Source organism: Candidatus Eremiobacteraceae bacterium (assembly GCA_035295225.1).
Taxonomy (GTDB): Bacteria; Vulcanimicrobiota; Vulcanimicrobiia; order Eremiobacterales; family Eremiobacteraceae; genus JABCYQ01.
On sequence record DATGJI010000005.1, the window covers coordinates 82,646 to 109,332 of the forward strand.

The following is a 26,687-nucleotide window of genomic DNA, read 5'->3' on the forward strand; positions in this document are numbered from 1 at the left end:
GCGCACGAAGGCGCAAATTCTTATCAATTTCTAAGCTTTCAGGCTTCCTCTTCATCCTCTCATGTCCGGCGGAAACGTTAGCGTGAATACGCGCGTAGTCAATAGAGGAGCGATTCGCTCTTAGCCCGACAAAAGCGAGGATCATCATGTTTAACCCCATCTCCGCACCACGGTTCCCCCGGCTCGCACTTTTCTTGTGCGGCCTTGCGATCGCGTTGAGCGCGTACGCCATGCCGGCGTCGGCCGCGTCGTATCAAGTGGTCCTGAACGGGGTGAACCTAGCGCTGTCGCAGGCGCCTGTCCAACGCGGCGGCCGGCTCTTCGTCCCCATGCGCTCGATCTTCCAGGGGCTCAGCGCGGGCGTCGCTAACGACAACGGCACGATCAATGCCACCGCCGGCACAAACACCGTTCAGGTGAAGATCGGCTCCAATCAGGCCGTCGTCGACGGACGCCAAGTGTTCCTTGACGCGCCGCCGTTCCTCGAGAATTCCATAGCGATGGTCCCACTCCGATTCGTGTCTGAAGCGCTCGGCGCCAATGTCGATTACAACAACCAGACGGGCGCGATCAACATCGCCGCCGCCAAGCCGGCCATCCCGAGCGGATCGATCATCAATGCGACGCTCGACACCGCGCTCTACACCAAGAACGCATACATCGGTCAGCCGGTCACGCTCACGGTGTCTCAGAACGCGCAAGACGCGCCGTCCGCACTCGCCGGCGCCACGATCTACGGCAAGGTGGTCGAAGCGCAGGCCGCCGCTCAAGGGACGAATCCGTCCGTGCAGATCGCAGTCGACTCGATCGCCCTTGCGAATAGTTCGGACCCGCAGCCCATCGCGGCCAAAGTGCTGAAGGTCGACCCCATTCAGGGCTCGATGATCGCGAAGGAGGCGGCTGGAACGCTCGGCGGTATGCTGCTCGGGAACTGGATCGGCAAGGCGATGGACAGCAATCAAGGCGGCCTCATCGGTGCGGTTGGCGGCTACATGCTGACTTCGAACAGCAAGGCCAATATCACGGTGCCGTCAGGCACGCCGGTGACGCTGGAGCTCACCGACCCGCTGCAGATTCAATAAGACGCCTCGAAGTGCCGCAAGGCGGCCCGAGTTCTACTCGGGCCGCCTTCTTGTGGCGCCCGCGGGGCTACCGCTCGTCGGTGGACCGGTGACGAACAGACCGTTCACGGCGTGGGCTTTCAGCAATCAGTTCCAAAATGCCAAGTATCCGGGATAGTCGCGGAAGTATTCCGCAACGGCGACGAATTTGCCATCTGCTAGTCTAAATACCAACACCTAATCGCCGTTCAGCGAATTTCCCTTGCGCGTTCCCGTCACCACAGCCTTTTTTGTAGGACCTCGAGGCAAGCGCGGGAGAACTGGCTCATCGTTCATGCGTTACGCGCCGCAACGGCGCGACCGGCTTCGCGGAACAGAAAAATCGAGGTTAAGCGTGTCCAAACTTCGCGTACACTGTTTCAGCATGTCCATCGACGGTTACGGGGCGGGCTTGCATCAGAGCCTTGAGAACCCACTCGGCGCTGGTGGACGTGAGCTACACGAATGGGTGTTCAAGACGCGCGCCTTCCATGCCATGGGCGGCGAAGACGGCGGCGGAACGGGCGTCGACAATGACTTTGTGGCCCGAGGTTTCGAAAATATCGGTGCATGGATCCTCGGCCGGAATATGTTCGGACCTGTGCGCGGCCCTTGGACGGATGATACGTGGAAAGGGTGGTGGGGCGAAACTCCTCCGTATCACACCCCGGTCTTCGTCCTCACCAATCATGCGCGCCCCTCACTAGCAATGAACGGCGGAACGACATTTCACTTCGTCACAGACGGAATCGAGAACGCGCTTGATCGTGCTCGGGAAGCCGCCGGAGGAAAGGACATCCGACTGGGCGGCGGGGTTGCGACGATTCGAGAGTATCTTCAAGCAAGACTCGTCGATGATATGCACTTGGCGTATGCCCCTGTCTTGCTTGGCTCCGGAGAATCTCTCTTCGAGGGGTTGGATGTGCCGGCGCTCGGATATCAGGTGCGAGCGCATGCGTCGACTGCCACGTCTTTGCATGTGATGATCGCAAAGAACTAGACAAACGGTCGGGTCGGCGACATCGATCCGACTGCTGTGTCTCTCGTCTACCGCATTTACCGCGACGGAGGGATGCTACGAGGCGTTCTAACCGGAGCGCCAAAACGTGAAGCCGGAATCCTTTGTGCTTATCAGCATGCCCCCGACATTTCCGTCGGTATCCTCCGCGAAGATAAATATTAGAATGCCATGGGTGAATGTTACGCGGTAGCGGTACGCGGTTCGGTTATGCCCGTCGTTGCTTACATACGATCGCTTGTCCACGAAGCGCATTGATTTGGGAATGCCGTACGGCTTTAGAATCTTTTGCGCAGCAAGCACCAGATTATTTCGGACAACCGGATTGGCAGGCGCATCCTTCGGCCCGCCGCCGAACTGACTCCAGTCCCAATCGCCGTTGATACAGCGATACAACCACTCGGCAGCGCGGGCCGGCACGCTACCGCGCTGATAATGACGCACCAACGCAGGTGCGATCGTTGGCGACGGTGTCACAAACGCGGACAAGGAGTTCTGGCGGCTGGAGCAACTTATGATCAATAGGAGAAGAGGCAATAGCCGCACATTCAAGATCCGCCGATTCCGTTTCACGGCGTGGCGCTCAATGAACCGTAACGCTGACGTCAAAGCGATTTCCGCAAGAATCCGATATCTCAATAATGGTCTTGCCATGCGCTACCGATGTTATGACGAACTGATGTGAACTTGTTCCGCGCTCGGCCGTCGCGACCGGCGGATTCGCGCTTACGGCTTTCCACGGTCCGCTATAGTTCGTCTCTTCAACGGTTACGATCTCACTCTGACCGGGCCCGGTCGCGATCCAGCCAGTTGGGATGACCGAGATTTGCCGAAGCACGTAAATTCCAACGGACTGAAGATGATCGGTGAACCACAGATTGCCGTCAGGACCAGTTATGATAGTCCACGGTTGGCCGCCGAACGAGGCCAAGGGATTCAAGTAGGTCAGCTCACCGCCCGTCGTGATTCTGCCCAAAGCACGGTCCGAAGCGCTTGTAAACCAAAGGGCATGATCCGGGCCAACCGTGATACTTCCCGACGGGCGAATGGTTGTCGGATATATGGTAGCCATGCCGCGTGGCGTCATCCTACCAACTGCCGACGCGCACGTGAACCAGATATTCTTGTCCGGCGTCGTCACGATTCCCAGCGGCGCGCATGGAATCGGATATGACGCGATCGCACCGCTGGAGGGCACGATTCTGGCAAGCTTCGAGGCCTGCGATTCGGCGAACCAAACACTTCTATCGGTGCCGGCGGTAACGCTCGTGATTCCAGGATTTCCGTTGAGGGCGTAGCGCGTCATAAGCCCGGCCGGCGTCAACTTACTGATATGCGCGCGACTGCCGAACCATATATTCCCGTCGGATCCCTCGGCAATGCCGTGCAGTCCTGAATCTTCGGCAACTGGATATTGGGTTGAAACGCCATCGCTCGTGACGACGTCGATCGCGTTCTTGCCATTGTCGGTCATGTAGAACTTGCGGTCTGATCCTACGGCTAGATCGCCGGGTTGATCGTCGGCCGCGAGCTCGATCGGGTGCTGGCTGCCGAATATCTCGACGCGGACCAGACTATGTCCGGCGGATTCCGTGAACCAAATGTGCCCGTCGGGGCCGATGGTGATCCCTTCTGGCGTCGTCGATGGAGGGTTATAAACCGGAAAGTAGACCCAGTCGGGCGGATTGCCATCTTGCAGCACGTTGACACGGACCGTCGTCTGGCTTACGGACGGAGATTGCATCGCGAACAAAGCGGGGAGCAGTGCGGCAATCAGCGCGAGAAGCGCAGCTTTCATTCGGCAACGGTCTCCAAGGTTTCCAGCAGTTCTTCTCCGTGCGTCTTCGACGAGGCGAAAAACAAACCCAGTTTACACTACGTTACCAAAGCCGGCGAAAATCGTAACTGTTGAGCTCAACAGTCGTAAGTGCAAAGAGGCGATTCCGTCGTTGGGCGGACAATTGTTCGATTGTGCCGGAATTCATCCGCCAATCGTCCGAAGACGAAATGATCCTCGAGTTCGTCAGAGCTGAGCTCGAATCACCGATACATCGGGATCGGTGCAAGATTCCGTCCGGATATACGCTCGCCGAGTTAGTCGGCCATCCCGATCTGAAGAATGCCGATCACAACGCCGCACGCTTGAGCATGCTTTTCTACCGGGGATACGCCACGCGGTCGTCGCTGTTCACAGGATTCCCGCGCGAAGTTGCGTGGACGCTGCACAGGTTCACATTAGCAGAAATCGGCTCATTCAAATATGCGAAGGTGCCGCCATGGTCGACCCTCGTCGATCACGACCGGCTTGTGAGCGAAGGCGCGATGGAGATCGAAAACGCTCGCGACCGCGCGCTCAGCCTCAAGGTGCCGGTCAAAGCGATATTGGACGTTCGCCGAAAGTTCGAGACCGGCAAAACCTTCTCCCGACTGATCGCCGCGGAAATCGACGGGTCGTATGTGATCGTCGAAGGCAACGCGCGGGCGACCGCATTTATCGGCTCGCGCGAAGATCGGCCGGTGGAAGCTATCGTGGGTCACGCCGACAATTTCAAGGATTGGCCGTTGCGCTGATCGCGCCGTCAGTGGGGTGCGACCGGCTACGCGGGTCCTGTGGCGATCGCCGGTCCGTCCGGCAATCCCCATTCCGCCCATGAGCCGTCGTACAGCGCCGAGCCGCGCACACCGAGCCGATAGAGCGCAAGCGACAATACGGCTGCAGACACACCCGAACCGCACATCGTCACGATCGGCCGCTCAAGATCGACACCTGCAGTTGAAAATGCTCGCCGCAATTCCGCCGTCGGCTTCATAACGCCCGTCGCCGGATCGATCAGATCGCCGAAGGGAACGCTCCGGCTGCCGGGTATGTGGCCCGATCGCCGGCCTGGCCACGGTTCCGCAACGGTGCCTTCGAAGCGCTCGCGGGCGCGCGCATCGACGATTTGCTCCGCCCGCTTTTCGACGTTCGCGAGAACCTGCCGCTTGTCGCGGACGAAAGCGGAGTCGAGAGACGAACGGAAACGGCCCGGCTCGGGTTTGACGAATCCCATTTCGGTGGGTCGGCCCTCGAGGAGCCACTTTTTCAGGCCGCCGTCTAGCACTTTCACTTTGTCGTGGCCGAAACTGAGAAACATCCACCACGCGCGCGACGCGCCGAGCCAGTTTCCAGAATCGTAGGCGATGACGAGATCGTCGTCCGATATCCCGAGCGATGAAACATCTCGAGCGAATTGCTCGGCGGCAGGATACATGTGCGGCAGCGAACTGGTGCGATCCGCAATCGCGTCGACATCGAAGAACACCGCGCGGGGGATGTGCGCCTTCGCATATTCGTCGACGGGGCGCGGCATCGTGCCCGGCATGGCAAACGACGCATCGACGATCCGGATGTGCGGGTCCTCGAGATGCCTCGCGAGCCAGTCGGTTGAGACGAGGGGGTCGTCGATCATAGCTTGATTGTGAACCTCATGTGAAATTCATGGATGGAGGCGGCGCGTTTGGATGTCGGGCGCCTCGATTTCGCCAGTCACTTCAAGGTGATCGACGCGCAGTCGTCCGACAGTCAGATCTCCGATGATCAACGATCGAAGTTTTCCGTCGAGAACCGATGCGCGTTTGATCGCGAGGCGTCCGATCGCGATCGTGCCGACGGCGAGAGCGCCGATCGCGAACGCACCGACCGCAAACGCTCCAACCGCCATCGCTATTCTTGGCTCGGGTCTTTTCATCGGATCACCTACTTCTCCTCAGGACGCTTGCATCCACGATTAGACTTGGCGTTTTTTCATTCAAGAGCAGAACGTCGAGCACGGCGTTATTTTTGCGCTCGGATGTCATCGCGCCCTCTAGCGCGTGTCGCAGGGCGCAATAGACCAAATTAAGAAATCGCCGACCGTCAAAGCAGGAAATCTCATCGCTCGAACTTTTTGAGGAAATTCAGACGCTATGAGACAGCTCGGAATAGCAGCCGCGATCACTGCGGCCGCGCTAGCGGCGATCACCGTGTCGGCGACGCCCGCGAGAGCTGCTGCGAGCCAGCAGCCGTCCGATTATGCGACCTTCACGCAGCAGGCGCAATCGCAACCCGGCCTCTTCACCATCTGGCGCAAGGATGGCCGAGTCTATCTCGAGCTCAAGCCGGATCAGTTCGATCACGATTACATCGAGTCGATCGTCCCCGGCAACGGCGCCGGCGGCTGGTTCATCGTGTGGGGCAATACGGATCATCTCCCGGCGATGCTCGTGCGGTTTCAGCGGATCGGAGACAAAGTGGCAATCGTCTGGCCGAACACGAGCTTCGTCGGCACGCCAGGCACGCCGCCCGCGCGCGCGATTGAACGGAACTTTCCGCAATCGGTCGAGGGCATCGGTTCGATCGTCGCGACCGACCCCGTATCCGGCGACGTGATCTTCGACGCATCGCCGCTGCTCGATGATGAACTCGACCTCGCCGACATCATCAATCCCTCGTTAAACCTCACACACGGCGATCAGTACAAGCTGGACGACAGCCGGACGTTCTTCGGCCCGACCAAAGCGTTTCCAAAAAACGTGCTGATCGAGGCGGATCAGACCTGGGCGACATCGACGCCGCACGTCATCGACACGGCGCCCGACGCGCGCAGCGTGCAGATGCGCATCGAGTACAATTTCGCTGAATCGCTCGGCGACGCGGATTACGTACCTCGCTATGCGGACGATCGGCTCGGGATCTACGACGATATTTATCTGCAGTTCGATCACGATCATCAGGTCGAGCGAAAACTGCGCTATTTGATCCGCTGGAATATGCAGCCGTCGGACCCGTCGAAATCGATCTCGCCTGCGAAGCATCCGATGATCATCTATATCAGCAACACCGTGCCCGAGCAATATCGGCCGGCCATCCGCGGCGCGGTGCTCGAGTGGAATGCGGCGTTCGAGCGCATCGGCATCAGCAATGCCGTTCAAGTGCGCGATCAGCCCGACGATCCGTCATGGGATCCGGACGACATCCGCTACAGCGTCATCCGCTGGGTCACCGAGTGGCAGCCGTCATTCGGCGCCGACTCGCAGACGCTGTACGATCCGCGCACGGGCCAAGAGTTTCGGACGGGCATCTTGCTGAGTGCCGATGCCGCCGGCCTGAACAATTGGCGTTATTTCATCCAGCCGAACGACAATGGAACGCAGGAAGACTCAACCGTCTCGTCAGCCGAAGATGCATTCGTTGCGCAGGATCGGATGTTCGGGGCACTCGCGCTCGACCTGATGAACCCGCAATGGGGCGATCGTCTGCCGGACTGGTATGTCGATGACGCGATGCGCTCGACCGTGCTGCACGAGATGGGCCATAACATGGGGCTGCAGCACAACTTCATCGGGTCGGAGGCATATTCGGCCAAGGACCTGCAAAGCAAAGCCTTCACGACGAAGTACGGTACCGTTTCGTCGGTCATGGAATACGATCCGATCAATATCTGGCCGAAGGGCACGAGCCAAGGCACGTATTTCATGGACACGCTCGGGCCATACGATTACTACGCCATCAAATGGGGCTACGCGCGCATTCCTGGCGCGTCGACGCCCGACCAGGAATGGCCGACGCTCGAACGGTGGGCGCAAGCATGGTCGGATCCGCGCTATCGCTACGGTTCGGATGAGGACGTCTCGTGGGGCGACGGCCACGCGGTTGATCCTCGCGTGCAGACGGGCGACCTGACCAACGACAACCTGGCGTGGGCCGCCGTGCAGTTCGACCTCACGCGCGGGCTCATGCGCACGCTGGACTCACGCGAGCCGCGCGTGGGCGAGCCGTACGAGTTCGAGCGCAAAGCGTTCAGCGTTCTGTTCAACAAAGAACAATCGCTGGCGCGGATCGGCGAGAACTACATCGGCGGACAATATTTGTCGCGCGCACATCGCGGCGATGCGGGCGCGCAACCGCCGATCGTGCCCGTGCCGCGAGCCGAACAAGAGCGAGCGCTGGCGCTGCTCGATAAGTATGTCTTCGCGAGCAGCGCATGGAACGTCTCACCGACGCTGCTGAGCCATCTTGGATATTCGGAATGGTCAGGCTACGGTTACGTGAGTTGGACCGGCTACGGCAATCTGCCGTTCTGGGCGTACAATCCGCCGGCGCAGCACGACTATTCGATCGTCGACGCGATCGGCGAATTCCAACAGCAAGCGCTCAATGCGATGTTCAAGCCGGCAGTGCTCGATCGGCTCGTGCGCAATCCGCTCGAGTCGCCGGGCGGTCCGACGCTGACGGTGGACGACCTATTCGATCACATGCAGGCGACGATATTCGGGGACCTAAACGCCAAAAACGTACGCGACATCCCGGTGCTGCAGCGCGAGTTGCAGGCGCGCTATGCGCGTCTGCTCATCTCGATCGCCACCGCTCCTACGCCGGGCACGCCGTTTGCGGCGCAAGCCGCTGCACGCGCCAAGCTCGACTCGTTGGCATCTTCGGTTTCGACGTCGCTACGGTCGACGTCGCTCGATGGCGACGCGCGCGCGCATCTCGAGCTGCTACGCTCGCTCGTCGCAACGGCGTTGAAGACGTAGAATATAGGGCGGCCCTTTACGGCCCGCCGGCGGACCATAAAGGTCCGCCCTACATAGCGGCGGACCATAAAGGTCCGCCCTACATAACGAGGGCCGACTAGCGTCGGCCCCTTCAGATCAGCTCGTCAGATACATCATGGCGGGGCGGTGGAGAAGCCGGTAGGGAGCGGTTGAGGAACGGTGCGGCGCACGCTGAACTCGATGCGGTCGTGCGCGCGTCCGGCGATTGCCTCTAACGCGAAACGCCCCGGACGCAGGCGCCAGATGGCGCTCGCGCTACCGTTTGAGGATAACTGCGAACCGTCCAATCGCCACCGAACCGTCGCATCCTTTGGCGCCGCAGCCTGGAATTCGAGCGCCTGGGCTCCGGTCGTTTCAGTCGCGGAGTCCGCGACGTGTAAGGCAAACGTGTCGCCGTCGCGCGGGAAGACGATGTGCACACCCGAGACGACGGGCGCAGACGTGAGCGTCACAGCGGTGCGAACGCCTGGCCCGCAGCAAGGCAACGGCCGCGTTGCAAAGTACGCGGCGAGATCCTGCGGATACAAATATTCCAAGACGGTGGCGGGGCACGTCGGTCCCGGAATGGCGCCGGTCGTGGCGCAGATCGGCTCGCGGACGAGGCCCGAAGGGGGAGCGAACGGGTAAGGATCGTGTCCTTCGTGCAGATGCAGCATGATGCAATTCCAGAGCGGCGCGGCTCCCGTCACCCCGGAGACGTTGCGCATCGGCCTGCCGTCGAAGTTGCCGACCCAGACACCCACCGTGTACTCGGTCGTATAGCCAACCGTCCACGTATCGCGATAATCCGATGACGTGCCAGTCTTCACGGCGGCGGGAAACGGCGGCGCGAGCATCGAGTCGACGCCGAAAGACGCGGCGCGCGCGTGCGCGTCGGCCAGCATGTCGGTGACAAGTGCCCAGCTGGGTGCGTCGCCGATGAGATCGTCCACAGCGGGAGCGGCGGCGCTGCCTTCGATCGTGCGCAGCGAAACGGCGGCGCCGCCGCGTGCGGCTGTGAGATACGCGTGCGTCAGCTCCCACAAACTCACTTCACCCGACCCAAGTGTCAGACCGAGCCCGTAGTATTCGGGCGGATGATTGAGATGCGAAAAGCCGAGCGCGTGCAGCCGGTCGAGAAACGATGCGACCCCGATGGACGAGAGAACTCGGACCGCAGGCACATTGAGGGAGTCGGCAAGTGCGATTCGCACGCGCACCGGGCCGAGATAGTCACCGGAGTAATCGCTCGGACTGTAGAGCTCGCCGCCGGGTATCGCGTAATACGAAGGGACGTCCTCGAGAATCGTGTTGGGATGGATCGACCGCGCTTGCAGTGCGAACTGGTAAAGGAAGGGTTTCAATGTCGAGCCGGGTTGGCGCAGGCTCTGAACCCCGTCGTTGCTGCCAAGGGCCGCTCGATCGAAATAGTTCGCCGAGCCGGCGTACGCGAGGACATCTCCGGTCCGGTTGTCCACGACGAGTGCCGCGGCTTGGTGTGCGTCGTGCCCGGCAAGGTCTAAAGTCGTCTGACGGACTTGCGCCTCGACAAACTCTTGCAGCGGGCGGTCGAGTGTGGTTCGAACGCGCGACGTGCCGGGCGGCAGCGCTGAAGCGACGTAGAAGAGGAAATGCGGCGCCGCGACGATGCCGCCCCCGCGCGGGCGAAGTGAGATATCCTCAGCACTCGCCGCGGACGCTTGCGACTGCGTGACATATCCGTCCGCGACCATGCGCCCGAGCACGTAGGACTGGCGTGCACGAAGGGCCGCCAGCTTGTCGTACGGATCGAGGCCGGTCGGATCGTTCGGCAACGCGGCCAGGAGACTCGCCTGCGCGAGGTCGAGGCGAGCCGCCGTCGTGTCGAAGTAGGTGCGTGAGGCAGCCTCTACTCCATAGACGTTCCCACCCATTGGGAGACGGTTGACGTAGGCCTCAAGGATCTGGGAGCGGTCCGAGCCTGCCGCGATCCGCCACGCCCCCCAGATCTGCGCGGCCTTGCCTGCGACCCCTTCGCCGCTCGGCCCGAGCATGCGCGCGAGCTGCATCGTGATCGTCGACGCGCCGCTGACCACCTTGTGTTCTCGAAGCAGCTGCCATGCGGCACGGATCGCCGCCGCTCCGTCGAGCGGACCGTGATGCCAGAAACGACCGTCTTCGGCGGCGACGATCGCATGGACGAAGTCCGGCGCGACCTGGCCGAGGGGCACGTACGCCGTGTGTTCCTGGTCGCGCGAGAGCACCGTGCCGAGCGGCAGACCATTGCGATCGAAGAAGTCCACGGCCGGCGTGTCTGCCGTAAGCGCCGACGCACGGATCGGCGCGACGTACGGGATGAGTCGTAGAACGGCGCACGCAAGGGCGGCGAAGAACGCGATGCGGATGCCCGGGCGGCGCGTAAACGCGAACAGACGAACGAGGAATGTGCGCACGTGCTCAAGCATCTCAAAGGTACGCGCGGATGTCGCGATGGATTCGCATGGACGGACGGTTAGTCATGCAGACGATCGGCGTCGCTTACGTGCCGGTACGACGTATACGCATCGGCGTCTTTGCCGTGTTGGCCGTCGCCTTCGCCGGCGGCTGCGCGCATCGCGCAGTGCCGTTGGCCGCCGTGGCGCCGCTGCCGGCGCCGTCGGTCGCGCCGTGGATCGAACAGATCAGCCCGCTCGGGCAAGCAGACACGCTTTCACAGATCCGCATCATCTTCAAGTCGCCGATCGTTCCCGTCACGAGCATCGAAAGCCCGGCGACGCAGAGCGTGCTCGCGAAATTCTCCGTGGAGCCTGCTCTTGCAGGCCATTTCCGCTTGCTCACGCCGCGCATGGTCGGATTCCAAGCCGATGCCGCCATTCCGATGGCCACGCGCGTGAAGGTCACGCTGGCCGCCGGACTTGCAGATCTCTCGGGTCACACGCTGACGTCCGATCTCTCATGGACGTTCAACACGCAGCCGGTCACGCTGACCAATCTTCCAGGCACCGCGGACGACGGCTCGCCGCAAGACGAGCCGACGCCGAGCGCACTGAATCCCGTGCTCAAAGTTCGCGCCAACACCGAACTCGATATCGAGTCGTTACGCGACCATACCACACTGTCAGCCAAAGGCGGAACGTCCGTTCCGATCGACGTTGAACGCGACACCTCGACACCGGGTCCGGATTCGGGCGACGGAGACACGAGCGATTCGACGACGGCCTTTGACGCATCGCAGAATTCGTGGAACTACACGATCGCGCCGCGCTCCGATCTTGCCAAGGGCACGCACTACTCGCTAAAATTCTTGCCGGGCATCGCGCCGGCGAACGGCAATCTCCCGAGCACCGATACGTTCGTCGGCCAAGTCGTCACCTATTCGCCGCTCGCGCTGCAGAAAACAGAGATAACCGGCGAGCCGAACGCCGAAGGGCCTGCCGGCAGATTCGTCAACGGAATCATCCAGCTCGATTTCAATAACCCGCTCGATGCCGCATCGGCGAACACAAATGTGACCGTACAACCGGCGCCATCCGATCCGAAAAGCCTCGTCTACGCATACGACGGCGACAACACGATCGGAATCAATCCCGCGGTCTTGAGCCCGGACACGGCCTACACGATCACGATCCACGCGGGCCTGAAAGACCAATTCGGTCAGACGCTGGACAAAGATGTGACGGCGCACTATCGGTCCGGCGATCTCGCCGGGGACATCTGGGCCGCACAGGATTTCCATATCTTCCCGATCGGCACCGGCCTGCGGCTGGACATCGCAACGGTCAATCTGCCGAAATCCGGCTTCCGCGCGGCATATCGAGCGCTCACGCCGGACGACCTTGTCTGGTTCGATCCGTCCGGGAGCAACGTGTCGACGATTCTCCCCGACGATTCCGCGTGGTCGACGGTTCCCGTGACCGGACAGCGCAATCAACTCGTGACTACGTCGGTGCCGATCGAAGACCGCTTGGGAAGCAAGAGCGGCGTGCTTGCATACGGCATCGAAGCCGACACGAATCAATACCACGACGACGGAGGGACCAAATGGCGGACGCGTCAGATGCTCGGCGTCGTCCAGCTCACCGACCTCGGTGTCTTCGCGCAGTTCTTTCCGGCGCAGGCAATCGTGCGCGTCAATCATCTTTCCGACGGCGCACCGGCAAGCGGCGCGACCGTGCAGATCTACCGCTCGTATTCGTCATACGACAGCACGATCGGAAGTCTGACGAGTCCGTGCGCGGTCGGCGCGACCGATGCCACCGGCGTGGCGCGATTCGGGAGCGCCGCGATCGCGGAGTGCATGTCCGGTTACGTCTCGACGAACACGGATACGGATCAAGCGCCCGACCTCCTGACCGTCGTCCGCACGAACACCGACTGGTCGTACGTCCGCACGCTTTCGTACGACGGTGCGTGGCAAGACGGCCTCGACGGCGATTGGGGTCAAGGCCGTCCACAATCGCGCGGCGCGATCTATACGGATCGTCAGTTGTATCAGCCCGGCGAAACCGTCAAGATCGCAACGGCGGCGTTCGCGCTTGCCGGCGGCCAGCTCAAACGTGAGACCGGCGCACAATTCCGCGTCGCGCTCGACGATCCGAACGGCAATCACTCGCTCGTCGGCACGGCGACCGCCGATTCGTTCGGAAGCTTCAGTCAGTCGCTCACGCTCGCGCAGAATCAGCCGCTCGGATATTACGCGCTCACCGCAACCGGCGATGACGGCGTCACGATCACCGGCGGTTTCCGCGTGGCCCGGTTCCGCGCGCCCAATTTCAAAGTCGCGCTGACGCTTGACAAGTCGTATGCACAAGCTGGGTCGACGGTAAACGCGACCGGGATGAGCACGTACCTGTTCGGCGCGCCCGTGCAGGGCGGCAAGACGCAAGTGTTCGTCACGCGCGCACAGATGTCGCCCGCGCCGAAGGGCTGGGACGCCTATAGCTTCGGGCCGCAATGGTTCTGGCCGGACCAGCCGCCGACCGTGACGAGCGATGTTCTCCAAGCCAACGGAACCGTCGACCAAAGCGGCGCGAGTTCGCAAGCGGTGAGCGTTGCGGCCGACCTTCCGTACCCGATGTCGTATCGCGTCGATCTGCAGACAACCGACATCTCCAATCTTTCGGTTGCGGATTCCCAATCGTTCACGGCCCTGCCATCGCTTTCGCTCATCGGATTGAGCAACGACTGGGTCGCCACGGCCGGCAAACCATTTTCCGTGCACGTCGTCGTCGTGGACCCGGACGGGAAACCGCTCGCGGGCAAAGCCGTTCATCTCGACCTGCAATCCATGAAATATATCTGGGCCGGTCAGATCGTGGAAGGCGGCGAGGCTCCGCAGGACCGCGTGATCTATTCGAGCGTGGCGTCGACGGACGTGACGTCTAGCGACTCGGATCAGACGGTTTCGCTGACTGCGCCGGCATCGGGTTCGTACCGCATTCGCGCGAATCTCGGCGGCGCGACATCGGAGGCAACCGCGTCCGACAGCATCATCTACGTGGCCGGCGACGAGCCGTATTCGTGGGGCAGTGAGAACCAGTCCGGTCTCAACGTCAAGCTCGACAAGAAGACGTATAAGATCGGTGACACCGCAACCGCGCTCATCGAGTCGCCATATCCGCGCGGTCAACTTTACTTCGCGGTCGTGCGGCGCGGCGTCATCACGTCGCAGATGTTGCAAGTGAGCGGGAGCGCGCCGCGAGTCTCGTTCCGCGTGACGCCGGACATGCTGCCGAATGCCGCGGTCGAGGCGGTGCTGGTCCGCCAGGGCGCGGCCCTCGCGAGTCTGGCTTCGGGGAGCCTCGACAGTCTTGCGCGCGCCGGTTTCGCGCCGTTTGAGACCGATGTGAGCGCGCATCATCTCAATCTCAAACTGCGCTTGGGCTCCGCGACCGTCCAGCCCGGGCAAGAGCAGAGCGTCGCTCTTTCACTGCTCGATGCCGACGGGAAGCCGGCGAGCGGTGAATTTGCCGTCATGGTCGTGAACGAGGCGATCCTGCAATTGACCGGCTACCGTCCTCCGGATCTGCTGAAGACGGTGTTCGCCGATCAGCCGATCTCCACGCGGTTCTCAGATAATCGCGCCGACGTCGTGTTGAGCAAACAGAAACTCGCCGGCGAAAAGGGCTGGGGCTACGGCGGCGGTTTGAGCAGCGGCGCAGCCGGCACGCGCGTGCGCACGAATTTCCAACCGATCGCGTACTTCAACGGCGCCGTCCGCACCGACGCAGCCGGACACGCGCGCATCTCGTTCACGCTGCCCGACGATCTCACGACGTGGCGCGTGATGGCGGTGGCGATCGGTGCGCCCGGATCCGCGGGTGCGCCCGATCCACTGACGTTCGGTTCCGGCGACACGACGTTTATCGCAAACAAACCGCTCGTCACGAACGCACTGCTGCCGCAATTCGCCCGCCCGGGTGACGACTTCCAAGGGGGCGTGAGCATCACGAACTCCACAGGCGCAGTAGCGCAAGCGACCACGACGCTTGCTCTGACAGGGCCGCTGGCGCTCGTCGGGTCGTCGGCGACGCAGACCGTGAGCGTGCCGACCGGCACGAGCGCATTCCGTTCGGAAATGCGCATAACGGGCCTGGGCACATCCACGGTTCGTTATGACACCCGGCTTGGCGCGTCGTCCGATGCATTCTCCGTGCCGCTCGACATCGTGGGCAACGCGGTGATGGAGTCGACCGCCGACACCGGCTCGACGCAATCGCGCGCAACAGTACCCATCGAAGTCGGCACGGATGTGGCCCGCGACGCGGGCGGCCTGGACGTCACGCTCGCAAGTTCGCTCGTGCCTCTTGTCGCCGGCACTGCCGCCGACGCAGGCGACTTCGACGACCTACTGCCGTTTGCCGAGCCGGCCGCGAGCCGCCTGCGCATGGTCGCCGACATCGCGGTCATCGAGAAGAAGTACGACCAGTCGATTCTCAACGTGGCCGTGACCGGTCAAGCCATTCTCGCCATAAACGAACTCAAAGCGCTCCAGCAGAGCAACGGCGGCATCGCAGAATGCCCGTGCGGCAGCCGTGCCGCACCGCTCGTCAGCGCGTATGCGGGCTCGGCGTTGGGGCGTGCGAGAGATGCGGGTCTCGCCGTCGATGCCGCGCTCGTGCGCGGCTTGACGGGCTATCTGCAATTGAACCTCGCCAATCCGTACGACGACTACTGCAAGTCGGACGCGTGCGCGGCCGAGCTGCGTTTCGCGGACCTGCAAGCGCTCGCCGCGCTGGGCGACCGGCGAACGGATTTCTTGCCGATGATCTATGCCAACCGCGATCAGTTGGGCGATGCGACCCGGCTCGCGCTCGCGCGCTATCTCTCGCAAACGCCCGGCTGGGATTCGCAAGCCACGGCGATGAGCGATGCGTTCGAAAAGAACGTCTATATCACCGCGCGCGGCGCGGCGATCGGTCTCGCGCCCGAGTCGCAGTGGTACGATTCGCAGACGTCGGTGCAGGCGCTGATGCTTCGCTTGCTCGTCGTGCGCTCCGCTCCCACCGATCTGCAAGACAATGCGCTGCGCAGCCTGCTCGGTATGCGGCGCAACGGCTCGTGGGGCGACACCTTCAACGATGCCGAAGCCCTCGATGCGATCGTCGATTACGGTGCCGCACAGGATCCGGCGCCGGCCTTCACCGCGATCGCCGCGCTTGGCGGCGCGAACATCGCGAGCGAAACCTTCAACGGGTATGTCCGGCCGCTTCGGAGCGCACACGTTCCGATGGCAACGATCCCGGCGGGCAAATCCGAACTCAGCCTGAGCGTGACCGGCACCGGAACGCTGCACTACACGGTCGCGTATCAATACCGCCCGAGCGAGGGCCAACCCGGCGTCCTCGCCGGCTTGCGCGTGCTCCGCGAAGTGCGCGCCGCGAATCAAGACCAAGTGCTTGCCTCGATCGGACTCAGCGTACCCGCGCAGCCGATCTCACTGCCGGCGGCGAACGTCTTCGACGTCGGGCTGCAGATCATCACCGATCACTTCGTGGATCACGTCGTCATCGAAGACCCGCTGCCGGCCGGGTTCGAGGCGGTCGACGCATCGTTCGCCACGTCGACTCCTTACTTCCAGGCGAAGGGCGACCCGTGGCAGATCGACTACCAGGTGATCGATCGCGACAAGATCAGAGCCTTCGCCACGACGCTGCCGCCGGGGATCTACGATATCCATTATCTCGTGCGCACTGTGACGCCGGGAACGTTCGTCTGGCCGGGCGCGCGCGCGTACCTGCTCTATTCGCCTGAAGAATTCGGCCGAACGGCATCCGCGCAACTGGTTGTGACGACCCGATGATCGGGCGACCGAAAAAAGCCGCCGTGAATATCGTCATCGGGATCGCGGCGGCGATTGCGTTGTCGGGCGCCGCCGGTTCGAGGCCTTCAGGCGAGACCGGCGGGCCACATCCCTATCCGGCGGTCGCCGCACTGCCGGCCCCGTCGCTGCCGCCGTGGATCGTCCAGCTGAGCCCGACGCAGCAAGCGGATCCCCTCGCGCAGATCCGCGTGCGCTTCAATGCGCCGGTGATCCCACTCGAAGAGATCGAGAGCGCGCAGACGCAGGCCGCGCTGAGTCATTTCACGATCACGCCCAAACTGCCGGGCACCTGGCGATTCGTCACGCCGCGCATGGTGATCTTCGAAGTGAATCGTTCGATGCCGCTCGCGACGCGTGTCCGCGTCACCCTGACCGCCGGACTCACCGACCTGGACGGCGATCGGCTCGCGCGAGATCTTTCGTGGACGTTCAACACCGAACCGATGTCGGTCAGCACGCCCGATCCCGGCCCATATAGCCTGCATCCCGATCTGTACATCGGTACGAGCGCACTTGCCGACCTCGATTCCCTGCGCCGGCGCGTTCGGATGGTGAACGAACGAAGCGGCGCCGAAATCGCGATCACCGTGGAGCCGCAGCCGTCGAGCAGTCCGACCCTTCCTCGGCCGTACCTCAGCCGGATCATCCAACCGCAAGAGCAGTTTCAAGCGACCGACGAAGGCGGCACGTACGATGTCAAGCCGAAAAGCGCACTGGCAAAGGACACAGCATACCGACTGATCATCGCACCTGGGATTTGGCCCGCATTCGGCAATCTGCCGTCGAGCGTTCGCTACGTCGCGCGGGTGCGGACATTTAGCCCGCTCGCGCTCGAATGGTCCGGGTACAACGGGGGGGCAAGCGATCGATATCGCGCGACCCAGCGCTTCGCACAAGGCACGCCGGCGGTCCGATTCAACAACGCCGTGGACCCCGATTCGGCAAGGCGGGCGATTCAGATCTTGCCGGCACCGACGCCCCGTCATGGGACTTCGGACGCATTTGAGTTCGGCGGACAGAACATAACGCTCGATCCCTGGGCGCTCAAACCTGCCACGAAGTACACGGTCACAATCGGTGCCGGGCTCAAAGACGTGTGGGGTCAAACACTCGGTAAGGCGATCACCCTGACCTTCACGACAAGCGACATCGCGGCGGATTTCTCGACCATTGCGGGCTGGCGCGTCTACCCCGCGACGCTCGGATTCAAGCTTCCGGCCAATGTCATCAGTTTGCCGAACGATGCGTATCAGGATTCGTTCAACCCGCTTGCCGCGACAACGCTCGTCTATGCGATGTACGACGGGATGCCGATGTACGACTGGAACAACCCCGGTGTCTCACCGCGCGGCCTTCCAAGCATCATGACCTGGCCGGATCTCACCGCCGCGGGCTCCCGAAACACGCAGACCGCGCTTGACCTCGATCTTAGTCGTCATCTGGGCTCACAGTACGGCGTCCTCGCGTACGGCATGTCGGCAAAGATACCCGGTACGCTCTACGATATGCCCGACTCCCGCGTGGTCACGTTCGGCCGCATCAACGTGACCAATCTCGGTGCATTCGTGCAGATCATGCCCGGCGAAGCGATAGCGCTCGTGCATAGGCTTAGCGACGGAGCGCCGGTCGCGGGAGCGCGTGTGGACCTGTATATCAGACGGAACAGCATGACGGCGAAGCCGCCGACGCCTTGCGCTACGTTCCTCACCGACGGCGATGGCGTCGGGCGCATCGACGCGCGCTACGCCCGCCGATGCGCGCCGTGGCACGATGTGCAGCGCGGCGAAGAATCGTGGGGACCGGCGATGCTCGCGGTGGTACGCGCCGGAAGCGATTGGACCGTCGCCGATCTTGGAACGGGCGAATACGGGTCGGATCCGTTCAACTTCGGTTGGGACTCGCAGCCGATCCGCTCGCTTGGCTCTCTGTTCTCGGATCGCGGTCTTTACCAACCCGGCGAGAAAGCATCGTTCGAAGGCTACGCGTTCTACTTGCAGGACGGAGCGTTGCATCGCGATGAGGGAACCCGATACGCCCTTCAGCTTCGCTATCCCGATGGCACGACGCACGATCTCGGCAACCGCACCACGGACGATTTCGGCATGTTCGCCGTTGACACGGTCGTGCCGGCAAGCGCCGACGTGGGGAACTACACTCTGACCGCCACCAGCCCAGCTGGAGTCGCGCTGACGTGCGATATCACCGTCGCCGAATTCAAGGCGCCGAATTTCAAAGTGGAGCTGTCCGTCGATAAGCCGATCGTCGTCGCGGGCGGAACCGTCACGGCCGCAGGACAGAGTGACTACCTCTTCGGTCAGCCGGTCGACGGCGCGCGGACGAGCCTGAACGTCACGCGATCGCAGACGCAGTTCGTGCCGCACGGCTGGGAGACTGCTCCCTATTCGTGGGGGCCGCAATATTATCCAATGCCGGCGCCGACTCCATCGAATGGAGTATTGGCGACCACCGGCACGACAAACGCGCTTGGCGCGATGCTGCAGACAATCCGGGTCGCGAACGATCTCCCGTTCCCGATGTCGTACAACGCCGAACTGACAGTGAGCGATGCGTCGAACCTCGCAGTAGCGGCGCACGTTTCATTTGATGCACTGCCGACGCCGATTCAGATCGGTATGAACGCCGACTATCTCGTGGCCGCCGGTAAACCGATGCGCGTCGCGATCGTCGCGACGGATATCGCGGGCACGCAACTCGCAGGTCGCAGCGTCCGCGTGACGCTCTCGAAGATCGCGTGGGATAAGAACGACCGAGCGTATCTGGTGTCCGGACCGGAAGCGCGGATCACGACGCCTGCGACGCAAAGCGCTCAGGCGCAGCTCATCCCAAAATCGCCTGGTTGGTATCGCCTCTCCGCGAATATCGAGGGCGCGACGTCGCACGCCGGTGCGACCGATCGCGACGTCTGGGTGTACGGCCCCGGCGAAGTGGACTGGGGAAACAGCACCGATACGCGCGGCGTGCAGCTACAGCTCGATCGAAATTCGTACGAACCCGGAGACCGCGCAACCGTGCTGGTCAAATCGCCGTATGCCGAGGCGGACCTCTATGTCGCCGTCATCCGCCGCGGCACTTTATGGCGGGCATTCGAGCACGTGAACGGAAGCGCGCCGACACTGTCGTTCAATGTCGATTCTGCGATGGTGCCCGGTGCGCAGATCGAAGCAGTGCTGGTTCGGCGCGACAAACCGATTGAGTCATTCAAACCGGGAAGCGTCACAAGTCTCGTGCGATTTGGTAGCGCGACGCTTAACGTCCGCTTGGATCGCCGCTATCTTAAAGTCTCTGTCAAGCCGCAGCTCGACCAGCTGCTGCCGGGCAGCATGCAAACGCTCGAACTGCAATCGAACGATTTTTCCGGCAAGCCCGCGTCAGGCCGGTTCACGGTGGTAGTGGCCGACGAATCGGTCATTCAATTGACCGGTTACCGCCTTCCGGATCTCGTGCAATCAGTGTACGGAGGGTGGCCGGTCAGCGCGGTCGCGGGCGACAACCGGCTCGTGACTGACTTGGTGCAGCCGAAAGCGGCCAAACTCGATCAGCCTTCGCCTCCGATGACGCCGTTCGGCGTGCTCGGGCGGGCCGCCACGGCAGATCAATATGCTGTTCCCGCGATGACGCTCGGGAAAGTCACGGTTGCCAACGGCGGAGCTGCGCAGGGTCCAGCCGCCCCGGTGCGCCTCAATTTCCAGCAGCTTGCATACTTCAACGGCGACGTTCAAACGGATGCGACCGGGCACGCGCAAGTCTCGTTCAAGGTCCCCGACAATCTGACGACCTGGCGCGTGCTTGTCGTAGCCGCAGCGCAGACTCCGAGCGATGATCCAACGAACTTTCGCTTCGGCAACGGCGACGCGACGTTCATCGTCACGAAAGCGCTGCTCGCCAACCCGCTTCTGCCGCAGTTCGCGCGCCCTGGAGACGTCTTTGCAGGCGGGATCGCCACGAACAACACGACGGGAACCGTCGGTACGCTGCTCGTCAACGGCACGCTGACCGGCGATCTGTCGTTCGATACGAACGGTCAGGCCAGCCAGACGGTGAGTGCGCAATTCCCGGCCACCGGCGGAACGCAATCAGTGCGTTATCCGATGCTCGCCGGCGCGATCGGGTCGGCGACCGTCGAGTTCCATATCGCTCTCGGTCCGAACGGCGATGCGTTCCGCGTGCCGTTCACCGTTCGGCCGCTGGACATCACGGAGTCGGTCGTCGAAACGGGAGTAACGGCGGCCGAGGCGGCGATCGGGCTCGACGTCGATCCGGCCGTCAATCCGAACGCCGGGGGCTTGCAGATCACGATGGCCAGCACGTTGCTGCCTGAGATCATCGTTCCGGCGAAGAACACGTTCCTCTTCGAGTACTTGCCGTTCGCCGAACCGCTTTCGAGCAGGATCATGGTAGCCGCCGATCTGCAGCTGCTCGGCAAGAAATACGGACAGACCGCCGTGGGCATCGACCCAGTCGCAGAATCAGCGGCCGATCTCATCGCGCTCCAGAAGCTGCAGCAGATGGACGGCGGCTTTGCCTGGTGGCCGGGCGAGGGTGAGTCGGATCCGCTGCTGACCGGCTATGCTACGCAAGCGCTCGGCCGGGCACAGCAAGCCGGGATCGTTGTGGACGCCGGTATGGTTTCAGCCGCCCGCGGCTATCTCGAGGCGCGCCTCGAAGATCCGGATCCCCGCGGCTTCTGCAACGGCAATGATGCGTGCGTTGAACGAATGCGCTTCGAAGCGATGCTCGGTCTTTCGCAACTCGGCGAGACTTCGGACAAACATCTCGACAGCGTTTACAACGTTCGCGGCGATTTCGACCTGGTGACGCAGATCGAACTAGCGCGCTACATGACGGCATTGCCTGCATGGAAACCAAAAGCCGACGCGATGGCCGCCAAGATCCAGGAACTCGTCTACGAGACCGGGCGTTATGCCGTGCTCAACGTACCTGACGACATGTGGTGGTTCGATTCCATCACGAAAGGTCAGGCCGAGACGGTCCGCCTGTACGTCGCAGAGCGCTACGATCCGGCGATCATCGATCGCATGGTGCGCAGTCTGCTCGCGCTTCGGCGCAAGGGATCGTGGGCGAACACCTACGACGATGCGCAAGCGTTGAACGCGCTCATCGACTATGCTGCGCTCGAACCGGAACCGCCGGCGTTCTCGGCGACGGCAACGCTTGCCGACAAGCAGGTCGCTTATGCACCGTTCCGAGGCTACAAGAATTCGGTGCAGGACAGCTTCGTGCCGATCGCTCAGATGCCGCGCGGCCCGAGCGTGCTGTTGCTGCATAAGGACGGTACAGGCACGCTGCACTACATCGTATCGTACTCGTATCGACTGAGCGGCGCGCAGCCGGGAATCGAAGAGGGATTGCTCGTCACGCGCGACGTGCGCGCTGCGGGCAGCAGCGCCGTCATAACGCACATGGGCTTGGCGAAGCCGTCGAGCGCGACGTCGCTGCCCGCCGCTCGGGTCTACGACATCGGCCTCACGATCGTAGCCGATCATCCCGTGAATCAAGTCGTGATCGTCGATCCGCTGCCCGCGGGCATGGAGGCGGTCGACACGTCATTTGTCACGACGCCGCAATCGCAGACGGCGATGGCGGGTTCGTGGCAGATCGACTATCAGCAGATCCATGCAGATCGTGTGGTCGCGTTTGCAAACTACCTCGCGCCAGGCGTCTACACGATGCACTATCTCGCCCGGACGGTCACGCCCGGTTCCTACGAATGGCCTGGGACCCAAGCCTTCTTGGAATATGCGCCCGACGAGTTCGGCCGCTCGTCGTCTTCGTCGCTGACGGTAACGCCATAGATGTGGGGCGGGCATCTATGGCCCGCCGGCGGACCGTAAAGGTCCGCCCTACATCGGCCGTTCACATGTCCGAAGGGGCCGACGCTAGTCGGCCCGCGTTATGTTTGCCGGGCCGACTAGCGTCGGCCCCTTCAGAGAGTCGATGAGTCCCCGCCGAAAAATCAGGCCATCTTCAAATCACATGAAGTAGGGCAAGCGGCGGGAGTCCGCGTAGCAGGTAAGCGTGTCGAAAAATGCGCCGTCGCGCGCACGCAAATGGTGGTTCGGGCTCCCAGGAGCTCGCGTGCTTCGGGCTGCGCTTCGGCAACTGCGCATCGGCTTGCGCGACACGGAGCTTCGCGACCGGTTGCCCGACGCGAGCATCGGCGAAGGGGTCGTCGTTCGCGGCATCGATCGTCTGACGGCCGGCAAGGGCCTCATCCTCGATCACCGGGCGTACATCAATTGCCGCGGCGGTGAGTGGAACGATCGCGGCGGCTATGTGAAGATCGGCGACAACAGCGAGATCGGCCCGTATTGCGCGCTCTGGGGAGCGGGCGGCATCACCATCGGCAACAACGTGCACCTCGGGTCGCACGTGAGCATCAGTGCGCACGAAGGCCGTCAGGTGAAACCCGACGACGTCGACGTGTGGAAACCGCTCGATTTTGAATTCGCCCCGGTCGTGATCGAAGATCACGTGCTCGTCTGTTCAGGGACTTCGATTGCACCCGGCGTTCGGATAGGCCATCACTCGATCATCGGCTGCGGCTCTGCCGTGGTGAAGGACATACCGCCGTACTCGGTCGCAGCAGGCGCGCCCGCTCGAGTGATACGCTCGAGCGTCGCGCCCGCGACGAGTGCGATTACTGCTTAGGGATAACCGACCGGGAACAGATAGGTGGGCGGCGGTCCAGGCAGCGGTGTTCCGACCTCGATCGTGATCTGCATGAACGGCGCCAGCGCGATCTGCGACGGGTCGCCCGTGTACGTCTGCCCGTTGACGATGATCAGCTGCGGTCCGGTGAAGCCGGCGACGTCGGTCGCGTTCAGCGGTTGGCCCCAGATGTCGAACACGTTGCCGAGCGTGAACGATCCGTTGCCGACCTTCGGCTCCATGTGGATGATGCCCGTCTCATCGTGCGTGTGCAAGAAGTACAGACACGACTGATGGTAGATGAAGTTGTTGTGATCCGGGTTCTTCATGCCGATGCCGCGCGGGAGCGCGATCTGCACGCCGTTGTTGAACAGGCTCAGGTGCACATGGTGATGGCCCGGGCCGCCGACATGCAGCAGGCAATTGAAGCCGTCGACTGCTTTCCCGGCTGAGTTCGCCTCAGGGAAATACTCGGTGCCGACGGTGGTGCCGATCACAAGTTGAATCGGCGTCGGCGACGTGCTCGGTACGGGCGAGGGCGATCCGCTGTCGAGCGGATTGATCTCAGGATCGGTGATCGGCTTCGACGCACCCGTCACCGGAGCCAGCGATGAACTTCCGCCGCTCCCGCCGCATGCGACTAAGCCGAGCGCAAGCGCAACAGGGATGAGCAATGCGTAGGCAACGGTTCGCTTCACTTCAGGCCTTTCGATGCATTGAGAGTAGGGGGTAGCCATAACGGCTGCATCGAGATTGTACCGGAAGGCGAGCGTTGTGGCCTCGGTCTGAAAGTCCCAATTCGGCGGGAGAACTGAAAGAGTGCTACGGGACAGCTACATTGCCGATTGTCTTTAAGAGGATGATCTATCACTTCTACAATGGTTCATATGGCATGCCGTTCCGCGCCCTTGCGACGGCCTATAGCGGCGCACATGGCGTTGCCATAACCACGGTCACGTCGACGAAGAAGACCGGCCGACCAAACGGCCTTGTCCATTTGCTGCGGTCCGTGCGGCGGGCGATCGACGGAACGCCCGCCGTCGGTATCCGCACCGACGGCCCCGCGCCGTTAGAAGAGATCGCGGTCGCCGACGTCAACGCCCCGGCCTTTCTCGATAGAATCCAACCGGGGGACGTCGGGATCATCACCGGCTTCAACCAGATATTCTCAGCTGCCGCGATCGCGAAATTTTCGTCGCTCGTGAATTTCCATGCATCGTTGCTGCCTTACTATCGCGGCCCGACGCCGGCGCACTGGTGTCTGCAAAACGGCGAGCGTAATACCGGTTTCACCATCCACGACGTGTCAGAGCAGATCGACGCAGGCAAGATCCTCTATCAAGAGATCGTTCCCGTCGACGGCATCGTCGAACCGAGGCTGCTGATGCTGCGCATCGCGGAAAAAGCAGGTCCGGCTTTTGTGCGTTATTTGGATCACGTGCGCACCGGCGAACCGTTTGCGACACAGGTGGTCGACGCCGGCTCCGTTTACAAGACGAAAGTCAACTATCGGTCTTTCGCAGACCGATCCTAATGCGGCAGCCAAGCCTCAGGTTTGGCCAGCATCCGCTTAATGGTGTGCGGAAGTTCGCCTTCGGCGATATCCGCGATCGTCACCGACTCGAGCACGTTGCGCAACGCGGCGCGTACCGCGATCCACACGTCGCGAAGCGGTTCGGCTTTGCCCTTGTAGCCGATCGTCTCCGGCCGTTCGCCGCGAACGTTCGCCAGCGGGCCTTCGACGACGCGGATGACGTCTGCAAGCGTGATGTCGGCCGCAGGCTTGGCAAGGCCATAACCGCCTTCGAAGCCGCGCTGCGCGCGCACTAAACCGCCGTACTTAAGATCCAACAGGATGTTCTCGAGCAACTTCAGCGGGATCGCCTGGGACGTGGCGATGCGAGCGCCTTTCACGAGTTGCGGCGCTCCGACCGCGAGCTCGACCATGGCGCGCAAAGCGTAGTCGACCCGTGCTGTGACGTGCATCGCCCCTATGCTTGTCCGAGTGTGGGCCCGGTTCCCACTAGCCAGCATTGCCGAGCATCGCGTGTGACGACAGATCCGAATGAAAGCGCGTCTCGCGGCTTGAGCGGACGAAGACGATCTGCCCGAGCCGCAGTTCCAGCCGGTCGACTTCGTCGCGCGTCATCTGCGCCCACGCGCCGCGCCCGTCGGCGAGCATCAAGTCGACGCGTACTTCGAATCCCAAGTGGACGATGCGCTGCACCATCGCCTCGAGCGACGACTCCGCCGGATCGCGATGCACGTCGATATCGTGCGGGCGGACAAACGCGTCGCCCAACTGCGTGATCGGGCCGATGAACGACATCACGAACGGATTTGCGGGCCGCTCGTAGAGTTCGCGCGGCGTTCCCGTCTGTTCGACGTGGCCGCGATTGATGAGGACGATACGGTCTGCGATCTCCATCGCTTCGCCCTGATCGTGCGTGACGAATATCGTGGTGACGTGGACGTCACGGTGCAGCGTCAGGAGCCAAGCGCGCAGCTCCGCCCGCACGGCGGCATCAAGCGCGCCGAACGGCTCATCCAGCAAAAGCACTTCGGGCTGTATCGCGAGCGCGCGCGCGAGGGCCATGCGCTGGCGCTGTCCGCCGGACAGTTGGCTCGGATAACGGCTGCCGAGACCCTCCAATTGCACGAGATGCAGCAGCTGATCGACGCGCTCCCGGATCGCGTCTCGCCGCACCTTGCGAACGCGAAGTCCGAATGCGACATTCTCCCAGACCGTCATATGTTTGAACGCAGCGTAATGCTGAAAGACGAAACCGATGCCGCGATCTTGCACGGGCACGTCGACTGCCGGCTGTCCATCGATCAACACGTCGCCGGAATCCGGACGTTCCAACCCGGCGATGACGCGCAGCAGCGTGGACTTTCCGCCGCCGCTTGGGCCGACGAGCGCGGTGAGCGATCCGCTTTCGATCTCGACGCTGACATTATCGAGAGCCACGTGGCGGTCGAATCGCTTCGTGACCCCGCGAAGTGCGATGCTCATGTATGGATC

Annotated in this window: 16 protein-coding genes; 8 read left to right on the top strand and 8 right to left on the bottom strand. The window is 62.4% G+C overall.

Annotated features, from left to right (window positions below; translation table 11 throughout):
• Positions 1-146 precede the first annotated feature (146 nt).
• Complete coding sequence (locus VKT51_00975) at positions 147-1,082, top strand: copper amine oxidase N-terminal domain-containing protein (protein ID HLJ82730.1); 936 nt, start codon at positions 147-149, stop codon at positions 1,080-1,082.
• Between the two features lie 373 nt (positions 1,083-1,455).
• A complete protein-coding gene (locus tag VKT51_00980; GenBank protein ID HLJ82731.1) occupies positions 1,456-2,100 on the top strand; it encodes a dihydrofolate reductase family protein in 645 nt (214 codons plus the stop codon).
• Positions 2,101-2,187: 87 nt separating this feature from the next.
• On the opposite strand, the gene VKT51_00985 is transcribed toward VKT51_00980, so the two are convergent.
• Entirely contained in the window at positions 2,188-2,607 is a 420-nt protein-coding gene (locus VKT51_00985; protein HLJ82732.1) for a hypothetical protein, read from the bottom strand.
• Positions 2,608-2,701: 94 nt separating this feature from the next.
• Positions 2,702-3,916 carry a hypothetical protein gene (locus VKT51_00990; GenBank protein HLJ82733.1) on the bottom strand — a complete coding sequence of 405 codons (1,215 nt, stop codon included), beginning with the start codon at positions 3,914-3,916 and terminating at the stop codon, positions 2,702-2,704.
• Positions 3,917-4,089: 173 nt separating this feature from the next.
• Between VKT51_00990 and VKT51_00995 the strand changes: the two genes are divergently transcribed.
• Complete coding sequence (locus VKT51_00995) at positions 4,090-4,689, top strand: hypothetical protein (protein HLJ82734.1); 600 nt, start codon at positions 4,090-4,092, stop codon at positions 4,687-4,689.
• Between the two features lie 26 nt (positions 4,690-4,715).
• Here the strand turns inward: VKT51_00995 and sseA are convergent, their stop codons facing one another.
• Both sseA and VKT51_01005 read right to left on the bottom strand, forming a co-directional pair.
• The gene (sseA, locus tag VKT51_01000; GenBank protein HLJ82735.1) at positions 4,716-5,567 is read right to left on the bottom strand and encodes a 3-mercaptopyruvate sulfurtransferase; all 852 of its coding nucleotides are present in this window, start codon (positions 5,565-5,567) and stop codon (positions 4,716-4,718) included.
• A 27-nt stretch (positions 5,568-5,594) separates the two neighbouring features.
• The gene (locus VKT51_01005; protein ID HLJ82736.1) at positions 5,595-5,846 is read right to left on the bottom strand and encodes a hypothetical protein; all 252 of its coding nucleotides are present in this window, start codon (positions 5,844-5,846) and stop codon (positions 5,595-5,597) included.
• A 217-nt stretch (positions 5,847-6,063) separates the two neighbouring features.
• Between VKT51_01005 and VKT51_01010 the strand changes: the two genes are divergently transcribed.
• Positions 6,064-8,670: a zinc-dependent metalloprotease gene (locus VKT51_01010; protein ID HLJ82737.1), complete on the top strand. Its 2,607-nt coding sequence runs from the start codon at positions 6,064-6,066 to the stop codon at positions 8,668-8,670.
• A 134-nt stretch (positions 8,671-8,804) separates the two neighbouring features.
• Here VKT51_01010 and pbpC read toward each other — a convergent pair whose 3' ends face one another.
• Positions 8,805-11,102 (bottom strand): penicillin-binding protein 1C, encoded by a 2,298-nt coding sequence (gene pbpC, locus VKT51_01015; GenBank protein HLJ82738.1) that lies wholly within the window; start codon positions 11,100-11,102, stop codon positions 8,805-8,807.
• Between the two features lie 29 nt (positions 11,103-11,131).
• Here pbpC and VKT51_01020 point away from each other — a divergent pair, with 29 nt between their 5' ends.
• The 3 genes from VKT51_01020 (at position 11,132) to VKT51_01030 (ending at position 23,662) form a co-directional block, all read left to right on the top strand.
• Complete coding sequence (locus VKT51_01020; GenBank protein ID HLJ82739.1) at positions 11,132-16,951, top strand: Ig-like domain-containing protein; 5,820 nt, start codon at positions 11,132-11,134, stop codon at positions 16,949-16,951.
• Positions 16,948-22,806: an Ig-like domain-containing protein gene (locus VKT51_01025; protein ID HLJ82740.1), complete on the top strand. Its 5,859-nt coding sequence runs from the start codon at positions 16,948-16,950 to the stop codon at positions 22,804-22,806. Before VKT51_01020 ends, VKT51_01025 begins: the two co-directional genes overlap by 4 nt.
• A 283-nt stretch (positions 22,807-23,089) precedes the next feature.
• Positions 23,090-23,662: an acyltransferase gene (locus tag VKT51_01030; GenBank protein ID HLJ82741.1), complete on the top strand. Its 573-nt coding sequence runs from the start codon at positions 23,090-23,092 to the stop codon at positions 23,660-23,662.
• Here the strand turns inward: VKT51_01030 and VKT51_01035 are convergent.
• Complete coding sequence (locus VKT51_01035) at positions 23,659-24,360, bottom strand: hypothetical protein (protein HLJ82742.1); 702 nt, start codon at positions 24,358-24,360, stop codon at positions 23,659-23,661. The two genes, VKT51_01030 and VKT51_01035, sit on opposite strands and share 4 nt — an antisense overlap.
• Before the next feature lie 161 nt (positions 24,361-24,521).
• Between VKT51_01035 and VKT51_01040 the strand changes: the two genes are divergently transcribed.
• Entirely contained in the window at positions 24,522-25,196 is a 675-nt protein-coding gene (locus VKT51_01040) for a formyltransferase family protein (protein HLJ82743.1), read from the top strand.
• Here VKT51_01040 and VKT51_01045 read toward each other — a convergent pair.
• Both VKT51_01045 and VKT51_01050 read right to left on the bottom strand, forming a co-directional pair.
• Positions 25,193-25,648 (bottom strand): Rrf2 family transcriptional regulator, encoded by a 456-nt coding sequence (locus tag VKT51_01045; protein ID HLJ82744.1) that lies wholly within the window; start codon positions 25,646-25,648, stop codon positions 25,193-25,195. The two genes, VKT51_01040 and VKT51_01045, sit on opposite strands and share 4 nt — an antisense overlap.
• A 37-nt stretch (positions 25,649-25,685) precedes the next feature.
• Positions 25,686-26,687, bottom strand: a 1,002-nt coding sequence (locus tag VKT51_01050; GenBank protein ID HLJ82745.1) for a TOBE-like domain-containing protein, incomplete at its 5' end; no start/stop codon positions are given.

Bases quoted from the DNA above. Each gene is read 5' to 3' on its own strand.
- VKT51_00975 (HLJ82730.1), top strand. From the start codon at position 147: ATGTTTAACCCCATCTCCGCACCACGGTTCCCCCGGCTCGCACTTTTC.
- VKT51_00990 (HLJ82733.1), bottom strand. From the start codon at position 3,916: ATGAAAGCTGCGCTTCTCGCGCTGATTGCCGCACTGCTCCCCGCTTTG.
- sseA (HLJ82735.1), bottom strand. From the start codon at position 5,567: ATGATCGACGACCCCCTCGTCTCAACCGACTGGCTCGCGAGGCATCTC.
- VKT51_01005 (HLJ82736.1), bottom strand. From the start codon at position 5,846: ATGAAAAGACCCGAGCCAAGAATAGCGATGGCGGTTGGAGCGTTTGCG.
- VKT51_01010 (HLJ82737.1), top strand. From the start codon at position 6,064: ATGAGACAGCTCGGAATAGCAGCCGCGATCACTGCGGCCGCGCTAGCG.
- VKT51_01020 (HLJ82739.1), top strand. From the start codon at position 11,132: ATGTCGCGATGGATTCGCATGGACGGACGGTTAGTCATGCAGACGATC.
- VKT51_01025 (HLJ82740.1), top strand. From the start codon at position 16,948: ATGATCGGGCGACCGAAAAAAGCCGCCGTGAATATCGTCATCGGGATC.
- VKT51_01040 (HLJ82743.1), top strand. From the start codon at position 24,522: ATGATCTATCACTTCTACAATGGTTCATATGGCATGCCGTTCCGCGCC.
- VKT51_01045 (HLJ82744.1), bottom strand. From the start codon at position 25,648: ATGCACGTCACAGCACGGGTCGACTACGCTTTGCGCGCCATGGTCGAG.